The sequence below is a fragment of the Marinomonas sp. TW1 genome, assembly GCF_001625355.1.
Taxonomy (GTDB): Bacteria; Pseudomonadota; Gammaproteobacteria; order Pseudomonadales; family Marinomonadaceae; genus Marinomonas.
The window spans coordinates 113,257-131,187 of record NZ_JSEE01000008.1 but is presented as its reverse complement, the minus strand read 5'-3'; the positions used below and the strand labels follow the sequence as shown (position 1 = coordinate 131,187).

At 44.8% G+C, this 17,931-nt stretch carries 18 protein-coding genes; 16 read left to right on the top strand and 2 right to left on the bottom strand.

Going from position 1 to position 17,931, the window contains the following annotated elements:
* Nucleotides 1-6 precede the first annotated feature (6 nt).
* The 10 genes from OA79_RS09030 to OA79_RS08985 all read left to right on the top strand — a co-directional run bounded on the left by OA79_RS09030 (nucleotide 7) and on the right by OA79_RS08985 (nucleotide 10,399).
* Nucleotides 7-765, top strand: coding sequence for an IclR family transcriptional regulator (locus tag OA79_RS09030; RefSeq protein WP_063332904.1), 759 nt, complete (start codon nucleotides 7-9; stop codon nucleotides 763-765).
* A 23-nt stretch (nucleotides 766-788) separates the two neighbouring features.
* On the top strand, nucleotides 789-1,658 hold the full coding sequence (locus OA79_RS09025) for an L-ribulose-5-phosphate 3-epimerase (RefSeq protein ID WP_063332903.1): 870 nt from the start codon (nucleotides 789-791) through the stop codon (nucleotides 1,656-1,658).
* A gap of 344 nt (nucleotides 1,659-2,002) precedes the next feature.
* Complete coding sequence (gene yiaK / locus OA79_RS09020; protein ID WP_063332902.1) at nucleotides 2,003-3,010, top strand: 3-dehydro-L-gulonate 2-dehydrogenase; 1,008 nt, start codon at nucleotides 2,003-2,005, stop codon at nucleotides 3,008-3,010.
* Nucleotides 3,011-3,080: 70 nt separating this feature from the next.
* Complete coding sequence (locus OA79_RS09015) at nucleotides 3,081-4,589, top strand: sugar ABC transporter ATP-binding protein (protein WP_063332901.1); 1,509 nt, start codon at nucleotides 3,081-3,083, stop codon at nucleotides 4,587-4,589.
* A 64-nt stretch (nucleotides 4,590-4,653) separates the two neighbouring features.
* Complete coding sequence (locus OA79_RS09010) at nucleotides 4,654-5,703, top strand: ABC transporter permease (RefSeq protein ID WP_063332900.1); 1,050 nt, start codon at nucleotides 4,654-4,656, stop codon at nucleotides 5,701-5,703.
* Between the two features lie 77 nt (nucleotides 5,704-5,780).
* Nucleotides 5,781-6,893 carry a substrate-binding domain-containing protein gene (locus OA79_RS09005; protein WP_063332899.1) on the top strand — a complete coding sequence of 371 codons (1,113 nt, stop codon included), beginning with the start codon at nucleotides 5,781-5,783 and terminating at the stop codon, nucleotides 6,891-6,893.
* A 79-nt stretch (nucleotides 6,894-6,972) separates the two neighbouring features.
* Complete coding sequence (locus tag OA79_RS09000; RefSeq protein WP_063332898.1) at nucleotides 6,973-7,914, top strand: SMP-30/gluconolactonase/LRE family protein; 942 nt, start codon at nucleotides 6,973-6,975, stop codon at nucleotides 7,912-7,914.
* A gap of 27 nt (nucleotides 7,915-7,941) precedes the next feature.
* Entirely contained in the window at nucleotides 7,942-8,616 is a 675-nt protein-coding gene (locus tag OA79_RS08995) for a hypothetical protein (protein WP_063332897.1), read from the top strand.
* 195 nt (nucleotides 8,617-8,811) lie between these two features.
* Nucleotides 8,812-9,216, top strand: a complete 405-nt coding sequence (locus OA79_RS08990; protein WP_063332896.1) for a type II toxin-antitoxin system HicB family antitoxin — start codon at nucleotides 8,812-8,814, stop codon at nucleotides 9,214-9,216.
* Nucleotides 9,217-9,235: 19 nt separating this feature from the next.
* Nucleotides 9,236-10,399 carry a PIN domain-containing protein gene (locus OA79_RS08985; protein ID WP_063332895.1) on the top strand — a complete coding sequence of 388 codons (1,164 nt, stop codon included), beginning with the start codon at nucleotides 9,236-9,238 and terminating at the stop codon, nucleotides 10,397-10,399.
* A 55-nt stretch (nucleotides 10,400-10,454) separates the two neighbouring features.
* Here the strand turns inward: OA79_RS08985 and ettA are convergent, their stop codons facing one another.
* Both ettA and OA79_RS08975 read right to left on the bottom strand, forming a co-directional pair.
* Nucleotides 10,455-12,116 carry an energy-dependent translational throttle protein EttA gene (gene ettA, locus OA79_RS08980; RefSeq protein ID WP_063332894.1) on the bottom strand — a complete coding sequence of 554 codons (1,662 nt, stop codon included), beginning with the start codon at nucleotides 12,114-12,116 and terminating at the stop codon, nucleotides 10,455-10,457.
* Nucleotides 12,117-12,308: 192 nt separating this feature from the next.
* Complete coding sequence (locus tag OA79_RS08975) at nucleotides 12,309-13,223, bottom strand: DMT family transporter (protein WP_063332893.1); 915 nt, start codon at nucleotides 13,221-13,223, stop codon at nucleotides 12,309-12,311.
* A gap of 135 nt (nucleotides 13,224-13,358) precedes the next feature.
* On the opposite strand from OA79_RS08975, the gene nrdR reads away from it, so the two are divergent.
* The 6 genes from nrdR (at nucleotide 13,359) to OA79_RS08945 (ending at nucleotide 17,927) form a co-directional block, all read left to right on the top strand.
* Complete coding sequence (gene nrdR / locus OA79_RS08970) at nucleotides 13,359-13,856, top strand: transcriptional regulator NrdR (RefSeq protein WP_063332892.1); 498 nt, start codon at nucleotides 13,359-13,361, stop codon at nucleotides 13,854-13,856.
* Nucleotides 13,846-14,991 carry a bifunctional diaminohydroxyphosphoribosylaminopyrimidine deaminase/5-amino-6-(5-phosphoribosylamino)uracil reductase RibD gene (ribD, locus tag OA79_RS08965; protein WP_082825429.1) on the top strand — a complete coding sequence of 382 codons (1,146 nt, stop codon included), beginning with the start codon at nucleotides 13,846-13,848 and terminating at the stop codon, nucleotides 14,989-14,991. The genes nrdR and ribD overlap by 11 nt, the downstream gene beginning before the upstream one ends.
* A 239-nt stretch (nucleotides 14,992-15,230) precedes the next feature.
* Nucleotides 15,231-15,731, top strand: coding sequence for a transcription antitermination factor NusB (gene nusB / locus OA79_RS08960; RefSeq protein ID WP_063332891.1), 501 nt, complete (start codon nucleotides 15,231-15,233; stop codon nucleotides 15,729-15,731).
* A gap of 212 nt (nucleotides 15,732-15,943) precedes the next feature.
* The gene (locus OA79_RS08955; RefSeq protein ID WP_063332890.1) at nucleotides 15,944-16,240 is read left to right on the top strand and encodes a DUF6172 family protein; all 297 of its coding nucleotides are present in this window, start codon (nucleotides 15,944-15,946) and stop codon (nucleotides 16,238-16,240) included.
* A 204-nt stretch (nucleotides 16,241-16,444) separates the two neighbouring features.
* On the top strand, nucleotides 16,445-17,395 hold the full coding sequence (gene thiL / locus OA79_RS08950) for a thiamine-phosphate kinase (protein ID WP_063332889.1): 951 nt from the start codon (nucleotides 16,445-16,447) through the stop codon (nucleotides 17,393-17,395).
* A 40-nt stretch (nucleotides 17,396-17,435) separates the two neighbouring features.
* The gene (locus tag OA79_RS08945) at nucleotides 17,436-17,927 is read left to right on the top strand and encodes a phosphatidylglycerophosphatase A family protein (RefSeq protein WP_063332888.1); all 492 of its coding nucleotides are present in this window, start codon (nucleotides 17,436-17,438) and stop codon (nucleotides 17,925-17,927) included.
* The last annotated feature ends 4 nt before the right edge of the window (nucleotides 17,928-17,931 follow it).

Here is a 17,931-nt window from a genome sequence, read left to right as displayed (position 1 = left end):
GTAGACATGAGTGAACAAATAAAGTCACTTCTTAAATCATTAAGTGTATTAGAGTTTTTAGGTCAATTTCCAAATGGTGCTTCGTTGCAAACCATTGCTCAACAAACGGGAATGACTAAGTCCTCTGCTCACCGTATTCTGTCCACTTATGAAAGTGCGGGATACGTCAGTCAATTGTCGAGTGGACGCGATTATCGTCTGACGATGAAGTTACTGCATGTGGGTCAAGTGGCTTTAAACTCGGATGTGACTGGTTTTGTGAAACCTTACCTAACTCAGCTATTGAACAGTGTTGATGAAACCATCAACTTTCTGGCATTCGATGGCGACAACATCTTATTCAAAGACAAACTTGAACCGAGTAATGCCTCTTTCCGAACTCGTACCTACGTTGGTCTGCACGCACCTGCCTATTGTTCCGCTGCCGGAAAGTGCTTTTTAGCGTATGCGTCGGATCAAATACGAGAAGCCTATTGGCAGCGTAATCACCCCATTATGAAGCAGCTGACCGAAAACACCATTTTAGATAAAGATGCTTTTTTCAACGAGTTAGAGCGAGTCAAAGAGCGTGGTTACGCTGTTGATGATGAAGAGAATGAGGCCGGGATCTCCTGTGTGTCTGTGCCGGTTTTTAATAAAGACGGTATGCCAATTTATGCGATTAGCGTTTCATCATTGACGCCCAAAATGGTTCGTCTCGGGTTCGATGCATTGGCAGACACTATTTCGCAATCCGCCAAATTGATAGAAGCAAAGTTGTTTTAAAGAGCAATCTTCTGAGGTAAATAATGATCGAATTTTCAAAGACATTTCGTTTAGGCATTTATGAGAAAGCACTACCGGCTGAGTTAAGTTGGCGTGAGCGTTTAACCCATGCCAAAGCTTTAGGTTTCGACTTTCTGGAAATTTCGGTGGATGAAACCGATGAGCGACAAGCTCGTCTTGATTGGACTGATCAGGAAATTTACGCACTTCGAGATTTGTGTATAGAACTGGATATGCCGCTGCAATCTATGTGTCTGAGCGCCCATCGGAAATACCCTTTTGGTTCGATGGATGACAAGGTTAGAGCCCGTGCTTTTGACATTATGGAGAAGGCCATTGCGTTAGCTTATAAGCTTGGTGTGCGATGTATTCAGATGGCGGGTTATGACGTCTATTACGAACCTCAATCTGCTGAAACACACCAGCGTTTCATTGATGGCATGCAGCGTGCGACGAAAATGGCTGAGCGAGCAGGTGTTTTGCTCGGGGTAGAGATCATGGATACGCCTTACCTAAATTCGTTGAGTAAATTTGAAGTGTTGAAGCGCGAGATTCCCTCTCCCTTTTTTATGGCCTACCCAGATGTGGGTAACATTTCTGGCTGGAACCATGATGTACCGACTGAGCTAAAGCTTGGTCAAGATCATATCGTTCAAATACATCTAAAGGATACTTTACGAGTGTCTCCGGACAGCAAAGGGCAGTTCCGCGATTTGGTCATCGGTGAAGGGGAAGTGGACTTTCATGCGATTTTTAATACCTTAAAAGAAATCGATTACGCTGCGCCATTTGTGATTGAAATGTGGGCTCAAAATGATCATTGGTATGAGGATATTGCTCATGCTAAGGCAAAATTAGAGAGCATTGCGAATGAATGCGGTTTACCGCTTTAAGGTATCGCTATACCTTGTCTATCATGGGCTAAGACATTGAGTTATGTTCCATAGACGTTTTTATGGCGAGGGCGGTACCTGCGAAGGCGGTGCCGTCTGTTACTGGTTGTTTTTATTCTCCCCCTTTTCTGTTTTTCCTCTATGCAAATAAACCAAATAATTCCTGATTGGCATGATTATGTATTTTTTCTTAAAAATTAAATAATTAGCTCGGCCTGCCTTTCCTTTTTATAAAATTTTTAAAAATACTGATCAAAAAAGCTTCACATATTCTTACTTTGTGTCATTATACGGAAATACAATAATAATATATTCCGCATAGTGGAATTAAGGTTGAGTTTATTATGCCTATCGTTTCTGTAGAACTGCTTCAAAGTACCTATGAGAAAGCCCTACTGGCTCGTAACATGTCGCCTGACATGGCTAAGCGTTTAGCTAAGGGGTTCGCTGATATGGGAAATGAAGGGGTGTATTCACACGGAATTAATCGCTTTCCTGTCTTCATCGGCCAAGTAGATAAAGGTCAAATCCAATTGAACGCGGTTCCAGAGTGCGTTAATCGCATGGGCGCACTAGAGCAATGGGACTGCCATTACGGGCCTGGTGTATTAAATGGTTTGATTTGTGCTGACCGCGCGATGGAATTAGCACGTGAATTTGGCATTGGTATGGTGGGGATGCGTAACTCCAACCATTGGATGCGAGGCGGTGCCTATGTACTGGAAATGGCTCGTCAGGGCTTTGCTGGTATTGCGGCTACCAATTCTATTGCCGTTATGCCGGCTTGGGGTGGGAAAGACCATCGTGTTGGTACGAATCCTTTGATCATGGCCATAGCGGGTGATCCTCCAGTCTTAGTGGACTGCTCAATGTCACAATTTTCGTATGGCCAGCTGCAAAACCATGTGCTTGCCGATAAGGAGTTGCCGGTAGTGGGTGGCTATGACAATGAGGGGAATTTAACGAAAGATCCTCATGTGCTTTGGGAGAACAAGCGCGTTTTGCCAATGGGCTTCTGGAAAGGTTCTTCTATGTCGATTGTACTCGACATGATGTTGACCGCCATTACGGGAGGACGATCTGTACCGGCCATTACAGAAGATCAAGAAGGCGAATTTGGTGTCTCACAGTTTTTGATTGCCATTGACCTAAGTAAGACCATTGAGAAAACGCAGTTTGCCGCAGAGATGCAGCGAATTCGTGATTATGTCTTGTCTTCGGAACCAGCTGAAAGCGGTGAAGTGTCGATCGCAGGCTCAAAAATACAGAGCTTTATTGATAAACATGAAAAAGCGGGCGGCATCGACATTCACCCAGACATTTGGGATCAGATCCAACAATTGGCGCAATAGTATTTATAAAGATCAGCATTAATAGACATCGATTACTTAACAATAAAAATAATGTTAGTGAGGTGGGGTTATGTTGGAAACCAGTGAGCTGCAAACGCCAAACGCATCGCTTTTGCAGTTTAAGAATGTCACCAAAAGATTTGGCAATAGCATTGCCGTGAACGACGTGTCTTTTAATGTGGGCTCCCATTCTGTGGTCGCTCTATTAGGAGAAAATGGCGCTGGAAAATCGACCTTGATCAAAACCTTAGCTGGTATTTATCAAGAAGATCAAGGCGAGATCCTTTACCAAGGAACGCTGTTAGATCAAAAAAATAGACATCATGATGACATTGCCTTTATCCATCAGGATTTAGGTTTAGTCGATTGGATGACGGTGTCGGAAAACATGGCGCTTGCCATGGGCTATTGTAAAAAGTTCGGCTTAATAGATTGGCAAGCCACGGATGCCCGAGCCGCCGAAGCGCTGGCCAGCGTAAATGCCAATATTGACCCACGCACTCGCGTATTCCGCCTATCTCGAGCAGAGCAATCGCTGATTGCCATTGCCCGAGCCGTATACTGCAAAGCCAAAATTCTTGTCCTAGATGAACCTACGGCCAGTTTACCTGCCGCTGATGTGGAGCGCTTATTTGGCGTGATTCGTGATCTTCGTCAAAAAGGGGTGGGCATGATTTATGTTTCCCACCGCTTAGACGAAGTAATGGAAATTTCCGACAGCATGGTCATCATGCGCGATGGTCTGTTGGTGGCAGAATGCCCTACTAAAGGCATGCAAGCAAAAGATCTCGTTGAGCTTATCGTCGGCAATGCTCAGAAAGACTTTCATCGCCAGAGAGTTGACACTAATGCTGCGACTGTACTTGACGTCACAGATTTTGAAGCTGGCAATGTAGGCCCCGTCTCCTTTCATGTTAAGCAAGGTGAAATCCTCGGTCTGATTGGCTTGCGTGGTGGCGGTCAGGGGGAAGTAGGCCGTGCGCTTTTTGGAGACTACCCGATTTTTAATGGTCAAGTTCGGCTAGATGGTCAATTGCTGAATTTGAATTCGACTACTGCTGCCATTCAGGCTGGTATTGGTTATGTCGCCGGCGAGCGGGGAGAGAACCTCGCGATGTCCATGTCGGTTCAAGATAATTTTTTCATTAACCCTTTGCTGGGTGAGACGTCTTTCTTTGCGCTGAATGCGTTATCCAAAGAGCAAGGTGTCGCAGAGGATTTGATTGATCGTTTTGATGTTCGTCCTAGAAATCCAAATCAAACCATCGAAAACTTAAGTGGCGGTAATCAACAGAAGGTCATTATGGCTCGCTGGTTGAACTTGAATAAGCGTGTCTTGATTTTGGATGAACCGACAGCTGGGGTTGATGTAGGGGCTAAGGCTGAAATCTACAACTTGCTTAAAACAGCAGTTAGTAATGGCCTAACGGTCATTTTAGTGTCGACAGATTTTGAAGAAATAGAAAAAATTTGCAATCGCTGTTACGTGTTCAGTAAGGGGTTTATCCACAAGGAATTGGCGGAAGAAGACATGACCTTTGCCAATATGCTGAAAGTGGCTTCGGCGGATGGTGACTAGCAGCAATGAATAATTGACAGAGATTTTCTAGCTAAAAAAACAAAAATATAGAGAGCAGCAGACAATGACGACTTCTATTAAATCTACGGCCCTAGAGCCGGACCATAATGATAAAAAATCAGAGAACGAGGGACCATTATCTCATCTTGGTCGTTACCTTCCGGTGTTTGGTTTGCCCATTTTAACCCTGTTATTGATTCTGTTTTTTTCAGTGCTATTGCCGGATACCTTTCCGACCATGCTGAATTTACGGTCAATCTTAAGTGATAAGTCCATCATTGCTATTTTAGCCTTGGCTGCCATGGTGCCTATGTTAACTGGGAAGATGGATCTGACCGTCGGTTACGGCATAGTGCTGTGGCATATTTTGGCGATCAGTTTGCAAACTAAGTTTGGCATGAGCTGGCAAATGGCGGTTTTCGTCGTTTTAGTCTGTGGCATGTTGTTTGGTTTGTTAAATGGTTTACTGGTCGAAATGGCGAAAATTGATTCCTTCATCGCCACGCTAGGTACCGGCACGGTGATTTATTCGGTTGCTCTTTGGTACACCGGAGGGCGTCAAGTAATCGGGTCGCTAGATGCCGATTTCTATGCACTTTCTAATGCCTTTTTCTTTGGTTTGCCTGCACCTGCCTTCTATGTGTTGGGTATTGCTATCTTGTTGTGGATTATGACTGAACGTCTGCCTCTAGGGCGCTGTTTATATGCCATTGGCGCTAACCCAAGAGCCGCTGACTTAAATGGTATCCCGGCTAGAAAATATGTCATCGGTGCTTTTGTCACATCCGGTTTATTGACGGCTTTTGCAGGGGTTCTCTTGGCGGCAAAGCTGCGCATAGGACAAGCCAATGTCGGTTTGGAATTCCTATTGCCTGCACTGGTTGGTGCTTTCCTCGGTTCAACCACCATCAGACCAGGACGAGTCAATGTGTTGGGGACCATTATTGGTGTCTCTATTTTGGCGGTGGGTATTTCCGGGATTCAACAGCTTGGCGGTGCCTTTTACATTGAACCTTTATTTAATGGCGCGACGTTATTGATTTCTATCGGCATTGCCGGATACGCCCAACGCCGTGGAGGTCGCATAAAACGAATTAGTAAAAAAAATGAGTAGTACGACAAACGAAATGAGTGAATGGTTTTGTAGTTTCATGTCTAGAAATAAAAACAAAAAACAGCGATGAGGTTACCATGAAAAAATATCAATCGATCTTAAAATTCAGTTCTTTAAGTGTATCTATATTATTGGCCATCGGTTCTGGAAGTGCTAACGCCGATGATTTTTTAAGCGAAGCTAAAGCTAAGGTTCAAGCTGCAACAGCGCCTTATAATAAGTGGGATGGACCCACTTCAGGCCCAACAGCAGAAGCGGATAAAACGATTGTATTTTTAGCTTCAGATATGCGAAATGGAGGCGTACTTGGGGTCAGTAATGGTGTTAGAGAAGCGGCAGGATGGACAGGGTGGAATGTTCGATTACTCGATGGGCAAGGCACTGTGTCTGGTCGTACTGCGGCTTTTAATCAGGCGATAGCGTTAAAACCAGATGGCATTGTATTAGGCGGTTTTGATGTTAATGAACAAGCGGCGGCGCTTGAAATGGCGACGAAGCAAGGTATCAAAGTAGTTGGGTGGCACTCTGCACCAAATCCAGGTCCAATTCCGAGCAAAAATGTCTTTTCAAATATTACGACTAGCGCAGATGATGTCGCTGAAATTGCTGCGTTAGCGGCTGTGGCAGGGTCTGATGGTAAAGCTGGAGTTGTGATATTTACTGACTCTGCTTATGCTGTCGCCATTGCAAAGTCTGATGCTATGGCTAAGGTCATTAAGCAATGTAGTGGTTGTACCTTGATTTCGGTTGAGGATACGCCTTTATCCGATACGTCTACTCGTATGCCGCAATTAACAACCTCTTTGCTCCAACGCTATCAAAATAAATGGACTTATTCTTTAGGGATTAATGATCTTTATTTTGATTACATAGGCTCAGCTCTAAACGCGTCAGGTTTACCGGAAGACAAGCTTCCTCGCAATATTTCAGCCGGAGACGGAAGCCAATCTGCTTACTCGCGTATTCGATCTAACTTTAATCAAGTAGGTACCGTGCCAGAGCCATTGAATATGCATGGTTGGCAAATCGTTGATGAATTAAATCGATCGTTTGCGGGTGTGGCTGACAGTGGCTTTTCGACTCCTGTTCATTTAGTCACGCCTGGTAATATTCAATTTGACGGTGGTCAAAACGATATTTTCGATCCTGATAATAACTATCGTGAACATTATAAAGCTATTTGGAAGTAGCCTCTGTGTAAATCGTGAAGCCCTTTTGTATGTGAAAGGGCTTGTTATTTGAGTCTCTACGTTATTTTGGAGATAGAGTATGGCAGGCATCGAAAAGTTCGATAATAGATTGGAACGTATTTTATTGGCGGACTCTGTTCTAGAGAAAGTCTATACGGGCGGGAAATGGTTTGAAGGCCCTGTTTGGTTAGAAGCATCACAAACCTTATTGTGGAGTGACATTCCGAATAATCGAATATTAAGCTGGAATAGCGAACAAGGGGCAAGCATTTGGCGCTCTCCTGCCAACTTTACCAATGGTCATTATTTAGATTTACAAGGTAATTTATTGCATTGTAGTCATGGTGCTCGAGCGATAGAGAAAACGAATTTACAGACAGATGAAACCACAACCTTGGTAGACCGTTATCTTGGTAAACGCTTTAATTCTCCAAATGACTTAGTTGTTAAATCAGACGGTACTATTTGGTTTACCGATCCGCCTTATGGCATTTTATCTAATGTCGAAGGTTATAAAGCTGAGTCTGAGCAGGAGGGGAATTTCGTTTTCCGCTTCGATCCTGCTAACAATGAGTTATCTGTCGTTTGTCGTACGATTGAAGAACCTAATGGACTGGCTTTTTCCCCTGATGAGTCTCAACTTTATATTGCTGATACTTCTGCAGCATTAAGACAAGATGGCTCGGGAAACCATCATATCAAAGTGTTTGATGTTGAGCAGGGGGCGACATTAACGAATGAAAGACTGTTTGCCACAGTATCCCCCGGTTTAGCCGATGGTTTTCGTGTGGATGTGCAGGGTTGGATCTACACGTCGTCAGAAGACAGTATTCAGGTTTATCATGATGACGGGACATTATTAGGCAAAATTTTTGTCCCTGAAACAGTCTCTAACTGTACTTTTGCTGTTGATCGATCTTCGGATCATCAGGGCGAGACATTATACATTACTGCTTCTACTTCTATTTATCGTATTAGACTGAATACCAAAGGAGCCCGTCCGAGGAATTTAAGTGTTTGATATTGAATTTTTTTAAGGAATTATTAGATGAATTTTACAGAATACTCGGCCATTGTTCGTACTTTTGACGGTGGTGCTTTCACCTCGATTACGGACAGTTATGATGATATTTGTCATGCGCAAGATCAGTTAATTGCTGAGTTAATAAGCAAAGGGGCGGTTATCAAAGGCTGGAAGGTCGTAGAAGACTCCGGTTTGTTTATCCTCTCCCCTATTTTTGACTTTCAAGTTTTGTCGAATCAAAGTACCGAGATTGCGAGCCGTGATATATCTGGCATAGAAGTTGAAATTTGCTATCAGTGCCGTGTGCCTCTTTTAGCTCATGATATTGAATATGCGGTTAATCAAAGCAAGCCTCTTGTAGCAATTGAAGTCTTACGCCCCAAGATCAATGAGCAGAGCTATCAGTCTTGTGACTTTTATTACCATTACGGCATGCTGGTGTCAGATCAGCCTATTGCGAGTGATTTTTCTTTGAAAAGTGGCCAAGAGTATCATTACTCAACCAGTTCCCCTGATTTCTTTGAGCAAAAGCAAGCTGTGTTGTTAAAAGGCGTTCAAGAATGTGTTCGCCGAGGCTACATTGATGATTTTTTCTTCATGACGGGCAGTTTAAATGGCCTTATCGAAACCGATATTTGCTTGGGGAAAAACGAAGTCGTAGGTGACAGTGGCACACTGATTCGTGTGGATGTTGTGTAGCGCCTGACACTGTTTTTTGAAGCCGCTTACTGAAAGGTAAGCGGTTTTTTTTATAGTGTTGTTGCCATTCACTTCAAGAGTTATTGGAGTTATAGTTTATTCAATTTAGAAATTACTGATTGGTACTTTCAATAGTATAAAGAAACAAGCTTAGCTCAACTAAATTCATTAGTGGCTTTAGCAAAGGTACGAACAATGAAATACCCAATTGTATTACATACCGATAATGGCGTTAGCTACGGCGTTACTGTGCCAGATGTGCCCGGCTGTTTTTCTGCTGGCGATACATTTGATGAAGCACTAGAAATGGCAGAAGAAGCAATTTTCAGCCATTTAGAATTGATGCTGGAAGATGGCGAGGAGATTCCCGTGGCGAGTCCGATTGCCGAGTTAAAAGACAACCCTGACTTCAGCAATGGTGTTTGGGCAATCGTGAATGTCGACATCACGCCACTGCTTGGTAAAAGCGAGAAGATCAACGTCACTTTGCCACACTTATTAATCACCAAGATTGATAAGGTCGTCGCCGCCAATCCAAAATACAAATCCCGATCTGGCTTCTTAGCTGAGGCGTCTAAGAAAGTGCTACAGTTGGTATAGATAATTAAGGAAGCATTAGATGGATCATAAAGTAATTTTAGATACCAATATTTTTCACAATACTCGTACAGATACATCTGGTATACAGGTGCTCTTAAGGCTTGTTAAATCAGGTATCTTAAAGCTTGTCATACCTGAAGTTGTAGCGAGAGAATATTTAACTAAACGGGTTGAGGAGTCTGAGGTTTCTAAAAAAAATACTCTTTCAGCGTTAAGGAAGCTTAAAAATAGTAAGGTTTATGGCAGTGAATATAGTCTTGCTGGTTTAGAGTCTTCAATTTCAAGCGCTATTAAAAAAATTGAGCCTGATTTTTATGGTTGGGCCAGCCAAGAGGGTATAGAAACCTATAAAATAAATAACTCCTCAATAGAGGAGATTTTTGATGACTACTTTCTTGGAGAAGGAGCTTTTAAAAAGCCTAAAAGTCGTGATGACTTTCCTGACGCAGTAATCTTTGATTGCATAAAGAAAGTCTCTTTAGAGTCTATTGTTACAGTAATCACGAAAGATCAACACCTAATTGAATGCTGTAATAGCTTAGATAGCGTTAGGACATATAGCTCGCTGGATAGTTTGTTTGAAGAGCAAGATATTAAGAAAGCAATCATAGATCTAGATAGTCTAGATGGACGAATTAACGGGATTCTAAAAACTTTAGGATCTTCCTCTGTGAGCGTATTAGTCGAAGATTTTATAAGAGATTTTAAAAAAGAAGAATATCTTGAAAAGCAATTCTATTATGACTCTATTAGGTTGCCTACTGATCTTGATGTTTGCTTTTCTGACTTAAGAAATGACTCTGTACAAGCTGTATTTTCTGGTGAACCAGATCTCTACAGCCTGTTTGTTTCTAAAGCAAAGTATTTAGGTGAAAATAAATTCAGTCTATCTATTAATATGGAGTGTTTATTTGAATTACATATTTTTTGTTCGCCTGAAACGTATGAGAAGCTTGCGTATCCATATAGGAAAGAGCTTTTTTGTGACGAAGAGCTAATTGCTGGTGAAGAACATATTTATGGAAAACTAAAAGGGTATCTAGAAAGTAATATTGTGATAGACGGGATAGACCTTAATATCAACCCTCAGGCGCTAGAGGTGCATTTAGGTTATCTTGGACAAGATAGATGTATGCTTGAACCTGAAATAGAAAATGCCACAATAGATATCATTGACCTATAAAGAAAAGCCGCTTCCTCTGAAGCGGCTTTTTGGTTTCTAGACGATATTGAACTGATTAAGCATCAATGCGTTTGTACTTGATACGCGTTGGTGTCGCTTCGTTACCGGTACGTTGTTTGTAGTCGGCTTCGTATTCTGCGTAGTTACCTTCGAAGAAGACGGCTTTTGAATCGCCTTCGTACGCTAGGATGTGTGTCGCGATACGGTCTAGGAACCAACGGTCATGGGAAATAACAATCGCGGCGCCTGGGAAGGCCAATAGCGCGTCTTCCAGTGCTCGTAATGTTTCCACATCAAGGTCGTTGGTCGGCTCATCCAGTAGTAATACGTTGCCGCCTTCTTTAAGCAATTTCGCAAGGTGCAAACGGTTACGCTCACCACCAGACAAGTGCTTAACCAATTTTTGTTGATCCGATCCTTTGAAGTTAAAGCGACCAATGTAAGCACGAGACGGTACTTTGTAGTTGTGAACCGTGATCATGTCTTGGCCGTCGGCGATCTCTTCGAAGACGGTTTTGTCGCCATCCAGTTCACGCATTTGGTCAACGTAAGCAAGCTGTACGGTTTCGCCTATGGTCACTGTGCCTGTGTCGGGTTGTTCGATGCCTGCGATCATTTTGAACAGCGTCGATTTACCGGCACCGTTACCACCAACCACACCAACGATCGCGCCTTGCGGTACCACCATGTTGAAGTCTTCTAGTAGCATCTTATGTTCGAAGCTCTTGCTCACGCCTTCGATTTCGATGACTTTCGAGCCAAGACGTGGTCCTGGTGGAATGTACAATTCGTTGGTTTCGTTACGATCTTGGAACTCTTGCGAGTTCATTTCTTCGAATCGAGCCAAACGGGCCTTGGATTTAGACTGACGACCTTTGGCGTTTTGGCGAACCCACTCAAGTTCCGATTTAATGGCTTTTTGGTGAGAGGCTTGTTGTTTCGTTTCTGTTTGTAGTCGAGCGTCTTTTTGCTCCAACCAAGAAGAGTAGTTACCTTCGTATGGAATACCGTGGCCACGGTCAAGTTCCAGAATCCAGCCAGCGGCGTTGTCTAGGAAATAACGGTCATGGGTAATTGCCACAACAGTGCCTGGGTAGTCTTTCAAGAAGCGTTCTAGCCAAGCCACGGATTCCGCATCCAAATGGTTGGTAGGCTCGTCGAGAAGGATCATGTCAGGCTTGTTTAGCAATAGACGACAAAGGGCAACACGGCGACGTTCACCACCGGAAAGGTGTTCAACGCTGGCTTCCCAAGGTGGAAGGCGTAGCGCATCGGCGGCCACTTCAAGCGCACGCTCTAGGTTGTGACCCTCTTTGGCTTCGATCAAGGCTTCCAGTTGGCCTTGTTCTTTTGCTAGGGCATCGAAGTCTGCATCTGGCTCGGCGTATTCAGCGTAAACCGCATCCAAACGTGCCATGGCTTCGATAACGTCAGTAAAGGCTTCTTCAACAATGCCGCGCACGTTCTTCGTTGGGTCAAGATGAGGTTCTTGTTCCAAATAGCCGATTTTAATGCCCGGCATCGGACGTGCTTCACCATTATGCTCGGTATCAACCCCCGCCATGATGCGCAATAGCGTGGACTTACCAGAACCGTTCAGGCCCAATACACCGATCTTTGCGCCCGGGAAGAATGAAAGAGAAATGTCTTTTAGAATTTCGCGTTTAGGTGGAACAACTTTTCCAACGCGATTCATGCTGTATACAAACTGAGCCATAACAGAGCCAACTTATTCCTGAGATTGATAATACGCGCCTGACCATCATTAATAAAAACAGGCTTAATGATGGGATAGCGCGCTGATATATAAGTGCGCTAAGAATAGCACATGGGAACAAGGGGCAAAATATGACCACAGATAAGAAAGGCAAATTCCATATTATTTTATGGGGGGCATTGTAAGTAAGCCTTATGATTGACTGAATTGAACAATCAAAGCGGCGCCAATCACCACCAGAATGGCACCCAACCAAGCGCCAAATGCTGGCCGTTGTCCCGTGGTGATCCATAAGCCAGGGAGAATGAGCACTGGCACCACCGCTGATAAGGTGGTGACAATACCGACATTGGCATTACCGACGCCCCACACTAACACGCTCATGCCAATGACCATGCCGATGGTTGCCAGAGCGCTGATGCCAATAAAGTCACGTTTTGTTAGCTGTGAAAAAGGGATAGCGTCGACGGGTAGTTTGTGACGGTAGTACAAACTGTAGGCCAGAATAAGGGCGATTGCCCCCGTGGTGACACGTAGACCAGAGACGGCAATTGGATCGGCACCGCTGAGCAAAGCGGGTTTACTCAATAAAGCACCACTGGCCTGACCAAGCGCACCGCCAAGGGCCATGACAATGCCAAACCCTAGATGACCGCGAGTTTGTTCCCACGCATGGGCATTATCGCGTTTGCCAAATAAGATGGCGATGATGACACCGGTTAGTACCAATCCACAGGCGAATAATTGCAGAATGGACAGGTGTTCATTGAGAAAGAGCCAGCCTAATACAATGGAAATGGGCGCGTTCATTGAGAATAAAACGCCAGCTCGTCTTGGACCGAGGCGATGAACGGCAGTGAACAGCATAGTATCGCCTAAGAAAATACCCAGTACGCCAGATAGCATGACCAGTTCGGCATGTTGCCAGAGCGTGTCGTCAAAGCGGTCGGTGGCCAAACAGAGTATTAATAAAATGCTGCTGGCGATGGTGATTCGACAGGTATTAAAGCGCATGGTGCCAAAGCGCAGGATCAGTCGTGGTGCCATCAAACTGGACAAGGTCCAACAGAGGGCAGCAACCAGACCGGATAATTCAGCAAAAGCCATTAGATTCCTTATTAATGTATTTACTGGGCGAGCAAACAGCGCGCTTAGTGGCTATCTAAGAATGGGGTTGGTATCATCTGAGCCAGAAATAATAAGCAAACATTCTTACATCAAACCTGTGATATTGGAAGCACTATGCGATGCCCTTTTTGTGGAACTCAAGAGACTAAAGTAGTGGATTCTCGACTTGTGTCAGAAGGCGCACAGGTTCGACGTCGACGTACTTGCATACATTGTCAGGAGCGCTTCACCACCTTTGAAGTGGCCGAATTGCAAATGCCAAAACTGATCAAAAGTGATGGCAGTCGAGAGTCATTCGACGATGATAAATTACGCAATGGCATACTCAAAGCCATTGAAAAACGCCCTGTGAGCATGGAAGCGGTGGAAACCGCAATTACGCGTATTAAAGAAAAAATGCAGGCGACAGGTGAGCGGGAATTGCCATCTCGATGGACGGGTGAAGCGGTTATGGAAGAACTTCAGCGACTGGATCAAGTTGCTTATGTTCGCTTTGCTTCCGTGTATCGGAGCTTTAAAGACATCAGCGAATTCCGTGAGGCCATTGATCGCCTTGAAAGCCATAGTATGGCATTGCCAGCTGCCATTGAAGAAGACAAAGATGATGCATAACCACGAATATTGGATGACCAAAGCGTTGCAACTCGCTCAAAAGGGCCTGTTTACCACACATCCAAACCCTAGAGTGGGTTGCGTGTTAGTGAAACAAGATGAATTGATTGGACAAGGCTACCATGTGAAAGCTGGCGAAGGTCATGCTGAAGTCAATGCGTTAGCGGATGCCAAGCAAGATGTGAGTGGCGCGACCGCGTATGTCACCTTAGAGCCTTGTAGTCATCAGGGCAAAACACCACCTTGTGCCGACGCACTCATTAAAGCGGGAGTGGCGCGTGTTGTGTACGGTATGCAAGACCCGAACCCAGAGGTTGCGGGCAATGGTTTAGCGAAACTCAAAGCCGCAGGCATAGAGGTCGTTGGCCCCATTCTAGACGCTGAATGCGAGGCTTTAAACCCAGGCTTCAATAAACGCATGCGTGAAGGTCTCCCCTTTGTTCGAGTGAAATTGGCCATGAGTCTAGATGGTCGAACGGCGATGGAATCTGGTGAAAGTCAGTGGATAACGGGGCCTGATGCGCGCTTGGATGTACAGAAATGGCGAGCTCAAAGTGATGCCATTGTGACCGGCATTGGCTCGGTATTAGCGGATAATCCGAGTATGACAGTGCGCATTGATGAACAGGGTCAGCAAGTGGATGCTAAGACAGTTCGTCAACCTTTGCGTGTCATTATGGACACGGCGCTTTCGATCGTGCCAGAAGCAAAAATTCTTTACCCTAGTTCACAGGCGTGTGTGTTTGCCATTGAAAAGGAAGTGGAAGCAGAGCATCTTGAAGTGTTGCAACAAAAAGGGGTGCAGGTGAAATTTTCACCGTCCGGAGACGATGGTCGTTTGGATCTGATTGATGCGATGGAACAATTGGCGGACATGGGCATTAATGAAGTTTTGTTGGAAACGGGGGCTGAGCTGGCGGGTGGCTTTCTACAAGCCGGCTTGATCGATGAAATTGTGGTTTACATGGCACCGAAATTACTGGGATCCAGTGCTCGTGCTTTATTCCAGCTACCCTTAGAAGTGATGGCCGATGCGGTCGATTTACAGTTAAAGTCTGTACGTCAGGTAGGGCAAGATCTACGCTTGGTATATCAACCGATTTATCTTGATGAGTCAGAAGACGCGCTGGAATGAGTGTGTGTTGATCACTGAGTCATTGCTTTTACTCGCTTTTTTGAGGAAAGCAGAAAAACCTTAAAAACTTGGTGAAATTTCGATAACTTTGCCGAGAAACCTAGCGTAAATGTTGCTATAATCGCCCGCCAAGATAAAGCGTATTCTCGTGCTCTTGGCCATAACGGTTTAGAGCACAATAAAACAGACTGAACACACATACCCAAAAGGTCGTGTAGTCTGGATAACTGAGGCAAAAAATGAGCGAAGTGGAAACTACAAACGAACAAAACCCAGCACCGCAACGTAAGGATAAAAAACCTTCACGTTCACAAATGCGCAGTGCGTCGCGTCGTTTGGCATTGCAGGCTGTCTACCAATGGCAGATGAATCACACTGCGGTAAGTGAAATTGAGACCCAATTTGTGATGGATCAAGACATGGGAGCTTGTGATAAAGCTTACTTCCGTGAAGTGCTACAAGGTGTCACGTCTGGTACGAAAAAACTGGATGGCTTGTTTGAAGAGCTATTAGATCGCCCATTCTCAGAACTTGATCCGATCGAATTGGCTGTATTGCGTATTGGTGCGTTTGAATTGTCTGAGCGTTTGGACGTGCCATATCGAGTAGCGATCAACGAAAGCGTTGAATTAGCAAAAGGCTTTGGCGCAACAGAAAGTCATAAGTATGTAAATGGTATTTTGGACAAGTTAGCACAACGTGTTCGCCGTGAAGAAATTGCCGCACGTCGTAATAAATAAGCCTGTTCATCGCTTTTAGACATCGAAAAAGCCCCCGTTTATGGCTCATTGCCAATGAACGGGGGCTTTTTTATGGCGAGCAATGGTTTGCTGGTTTCTAGCATAAATAGGCGTAGCCTCTTGATATCGATGGCTGGTTGATGGCTAACCCGTTATCATAGGTGCATCAAGGTGGCTAGAACGCAGCCTTACTCAATAATTTTAGGATCATAATGAAAAAGAACTTTGTGTTATCTCATCCCAAAAAAAACTACCCGCGCCTCATTGAAGAAGCAAAAAACGAAGTTAAGAAATACATTAAGCAGGAGCGCGCTAAAGCCTTACCAGAAGGGGCTGATTTTTGGGGATTTAACTGTAAGTTTGGACAGGTTGAAAGCAAAGCCCGCGAGATTCATGAAGGGGATATCAAGGTTAATATCAGTACTGCACAGAGTCAAAACTGGAAGTCTTTTTATCTGGAAGTGGTACCAACGCCTAAGACGCGAATGAAACGCCCGAAAGACGATTAATCTCGCGGTAGAGAACCATTTATTAGTGATTAACAAGGCTGATCAGCGATAAGTGGTCGGCCTTGTTTGTTTTGCAACGCTTGATCCTGCCCCACCGTTTTGCTTCTGACATCTTTCTGACAATACGGTATCCTCTTAATGCGTAAATTGATTTTCCTCAATCCCTCTTTGGTGGGCTTGGCTGGGGAATAAAAGGACATTCTGTTGAAAGAATTTGAGTTGATACAAAACATCTTTCAGACCTCTGAAATGGCAAGCATTCGAGGTCGTGACGATCTTTTATTGGGCATCGGTGATGATTGCGCTCAGGTGCAAGTGCCAACGGGTCAGAGTTTGGTATTTTCAATGGATACCTTGGTTGAAGGTCGTCATTTTCCCTATGATGCTGATCCTGTTGATATTGGTTATCGGGCGGTGGCCACTTGCGTCAGCGATTTAGCGGCAATGGGAGCGAAACCTGCCTTTTTTACCCTGGCCTTAACGTTACCTCACTCGGACCCACAATGGCTTGCTGGGTTAGCGCAAGGTATGGCGGAACTGGCGGAGCCCATTGGTCTGATATTGGTCGGCGGGGACACCACCAAAGGTCCTTTAACCATCAGTTTACAAGTTCATGGTTATGTTGAGCACAATCAAACCCCTCGGCGTGCTAATGCGAAAGTGGGAGATGACATTTATGTCACTGGCTGCTTGGGAGATGCGGCGGCGGCCGTGGCGATTGTGACTGGACAAACACAGGTATCCAGTGAGCGTTTTGACTATTTCTATGAACGCTACTGGCGTCCGTCACCGCGTTTGATTGCAGGTATGGCGTTGAAGCGAGTAGTGAATGCGATGATGGATATTTCGGATGGTTTAGCGCAAGATATTCAGCACATTTTATCCGCGTCAAAGGTGGGGGCCAACTTGGATGCGAGTCGCATACCAATGTCCTATGAGTTGAGGCAATGGCAACCAGAGCAAGCGTTGAATTTGGCGTTAACCGGTGGTGATGATTACGAACTGTGCTTTACCGCAGAGCCTTCTCAGGCCGCCGAAATTGCTTTGATCACCCAAACGCTGGGCTTGCCTTGTGTCAAAGTGGGTGAAGTGACGACGTCTGGGTTCTCCATTCAAGGGTATGATGGCGAGGTGTCCGGTTGGCAACATTTTTAACAGTACAATACATTTAATTTTTTAGAAGGTTAATCGCGTTATGGCAAATTCTGCCCCTGCCTCTGTATGGCGAAATCCAATTCATTTTCTGGCGTTTGGTCTCGGTTCCGGTGCCGCGCCTAAAGCTCCTGGGACATTTGGCACCTTGGCGGCGGTGCCGCTATTTATTTGGTTCCTCCAAGACCTGTCCAATATGGCATACTTGGTGGTCTTAGTGCTTACGTCGCTGCTGGGTATTTATCTGTGTGGCAAGACCTCCAAAGACATGGGAGTACATGATCATGCGGGTATTGTGTGGGATGAATTCGTCGGTTTCTGGATCACCATGTGGATGGCCCCCGCTGGTTGGCTTTATATCGTCTTAGGGTTCATCTTGTTTCGTCTGTTCGACATTTTGAAGCCTTGGCCGATTTCATGGGTTGATAAAAAAATCCATGGCGGTTTTGGTATTATGCTCGACGACATCCTCGCTGGTGTCATGTCTTTTGTGGTACTGCAAGCCATTGTGCACTTTGTTATCGAACGTTTCTAATGCT

Coding starts and splice junctions, on each gene's coding strand:
- OA79_RS08990 (WP_063332896.1), top strand. CDS start 8,812: ATGAAATACCCAATTGTATTACATACCGATAATGGCGTTAGCTACGGC.
- OA79_RS09030 (WP_063332904.1), top strand. CDS start 7: ATGAGTGAACAAATAAAGTCACTTCTTAAATCATTAAGTGTATTAGAG.
- nrdR (WP_063332892.1), top strand. CDS start 13,359: ATGCGATGCCCTTTTTGTGGAACTCAAGAGACTAAAGTAGTGGATTCT.
- nusB (WP_063332891.1), top strand. CDS start 15,231: ATGAGCGAAGTGGAAACTACAAACGAACAAAACCCAGCACCGCAACGT.
- OA79_RS09005 (WP_063332899.1), top strand. CDS start 5,781: ATGAAAAAATATCAATCGATCTTAAAATTCAGTTCTTTAAGTGTATCT.
- ettA (WP_063332894.1), bottom strand. CDS start 12,116: ATGGCTCAGTTTGTATACAGCATGAATCGCGTTGGAAAAGTTGTTCCA.
- OA79_RS09010 (WP_063332900.1), top strand. CDS start 4,654: ATGACGACTTCTATTAAATCTACGGCCCTAGAGCCGGACCATAATGAT.
- OA79_RS08985 (WP_063332895.1), top strand. CDS start 9,236: ATGGATCATAAAGTAATTTTAGATACCAATATTTTTCACAATACTCGT.
- OA79_RS09015 (WP_063332901.1), top strand. CDS start 3,081: ATGTTGGAAACCAGTGAGCTGCAAACGCCAAACGCATCGCTTTTGCAG.
- OA79_RS08995 (WP_063332897.1), top strand. CDS start 7,942: ATGAATTTTACAGAATACTCGGCCATTGTTCGTACTTTTGACGGTGGT.
- yiaK (WP_063332902.1), top strand. CDS start 2,003: ATGCCTATCGTTTCTGTAGAACTGCTTCAAAGTACCTATGAGAAAGCC.
- OA79_RS08955 (WP_063332890.1), top strand. CDS start 15,944: ATGAAAAAGAACTTTGTGTTATCTCATCCCAAAAAAAACTACCCGCGC.
- OA79_RS09000 (WP_063332898.1), top strand. CDS start 6,973: ATGGCAGGCATCGAAAAGTTCGATAATAGATTGGAACGTATTTTATTG.
- OA79_RS09025 (WP_063332903.1), top strand. CDS start 789: ATGATCGAATTTTCAAAGACATTTCGTTTAGGCATTTATGAGAAAGCA.
- OA79_RS08945 (WP_063332888.1), top strand. CDS start 17,436: ATGGCAAATTCTGCCCCTGCCTCTGTATGGCGAAATCCAATTCATTTT.
- OA79_RS08975 (WP_063332893.1), bottom strand. CDS start 13,223: ATGGCTTTTGCTGAATTATCCGGTCTGGTTGCTGCCCTCTGTTGGACC.
- ribD (WP_082825429.1), top strand. CDS start 13,846: ATGATGCATAACCACGAATATTGGATGACCAAAGCGTTGCAACTCGCT.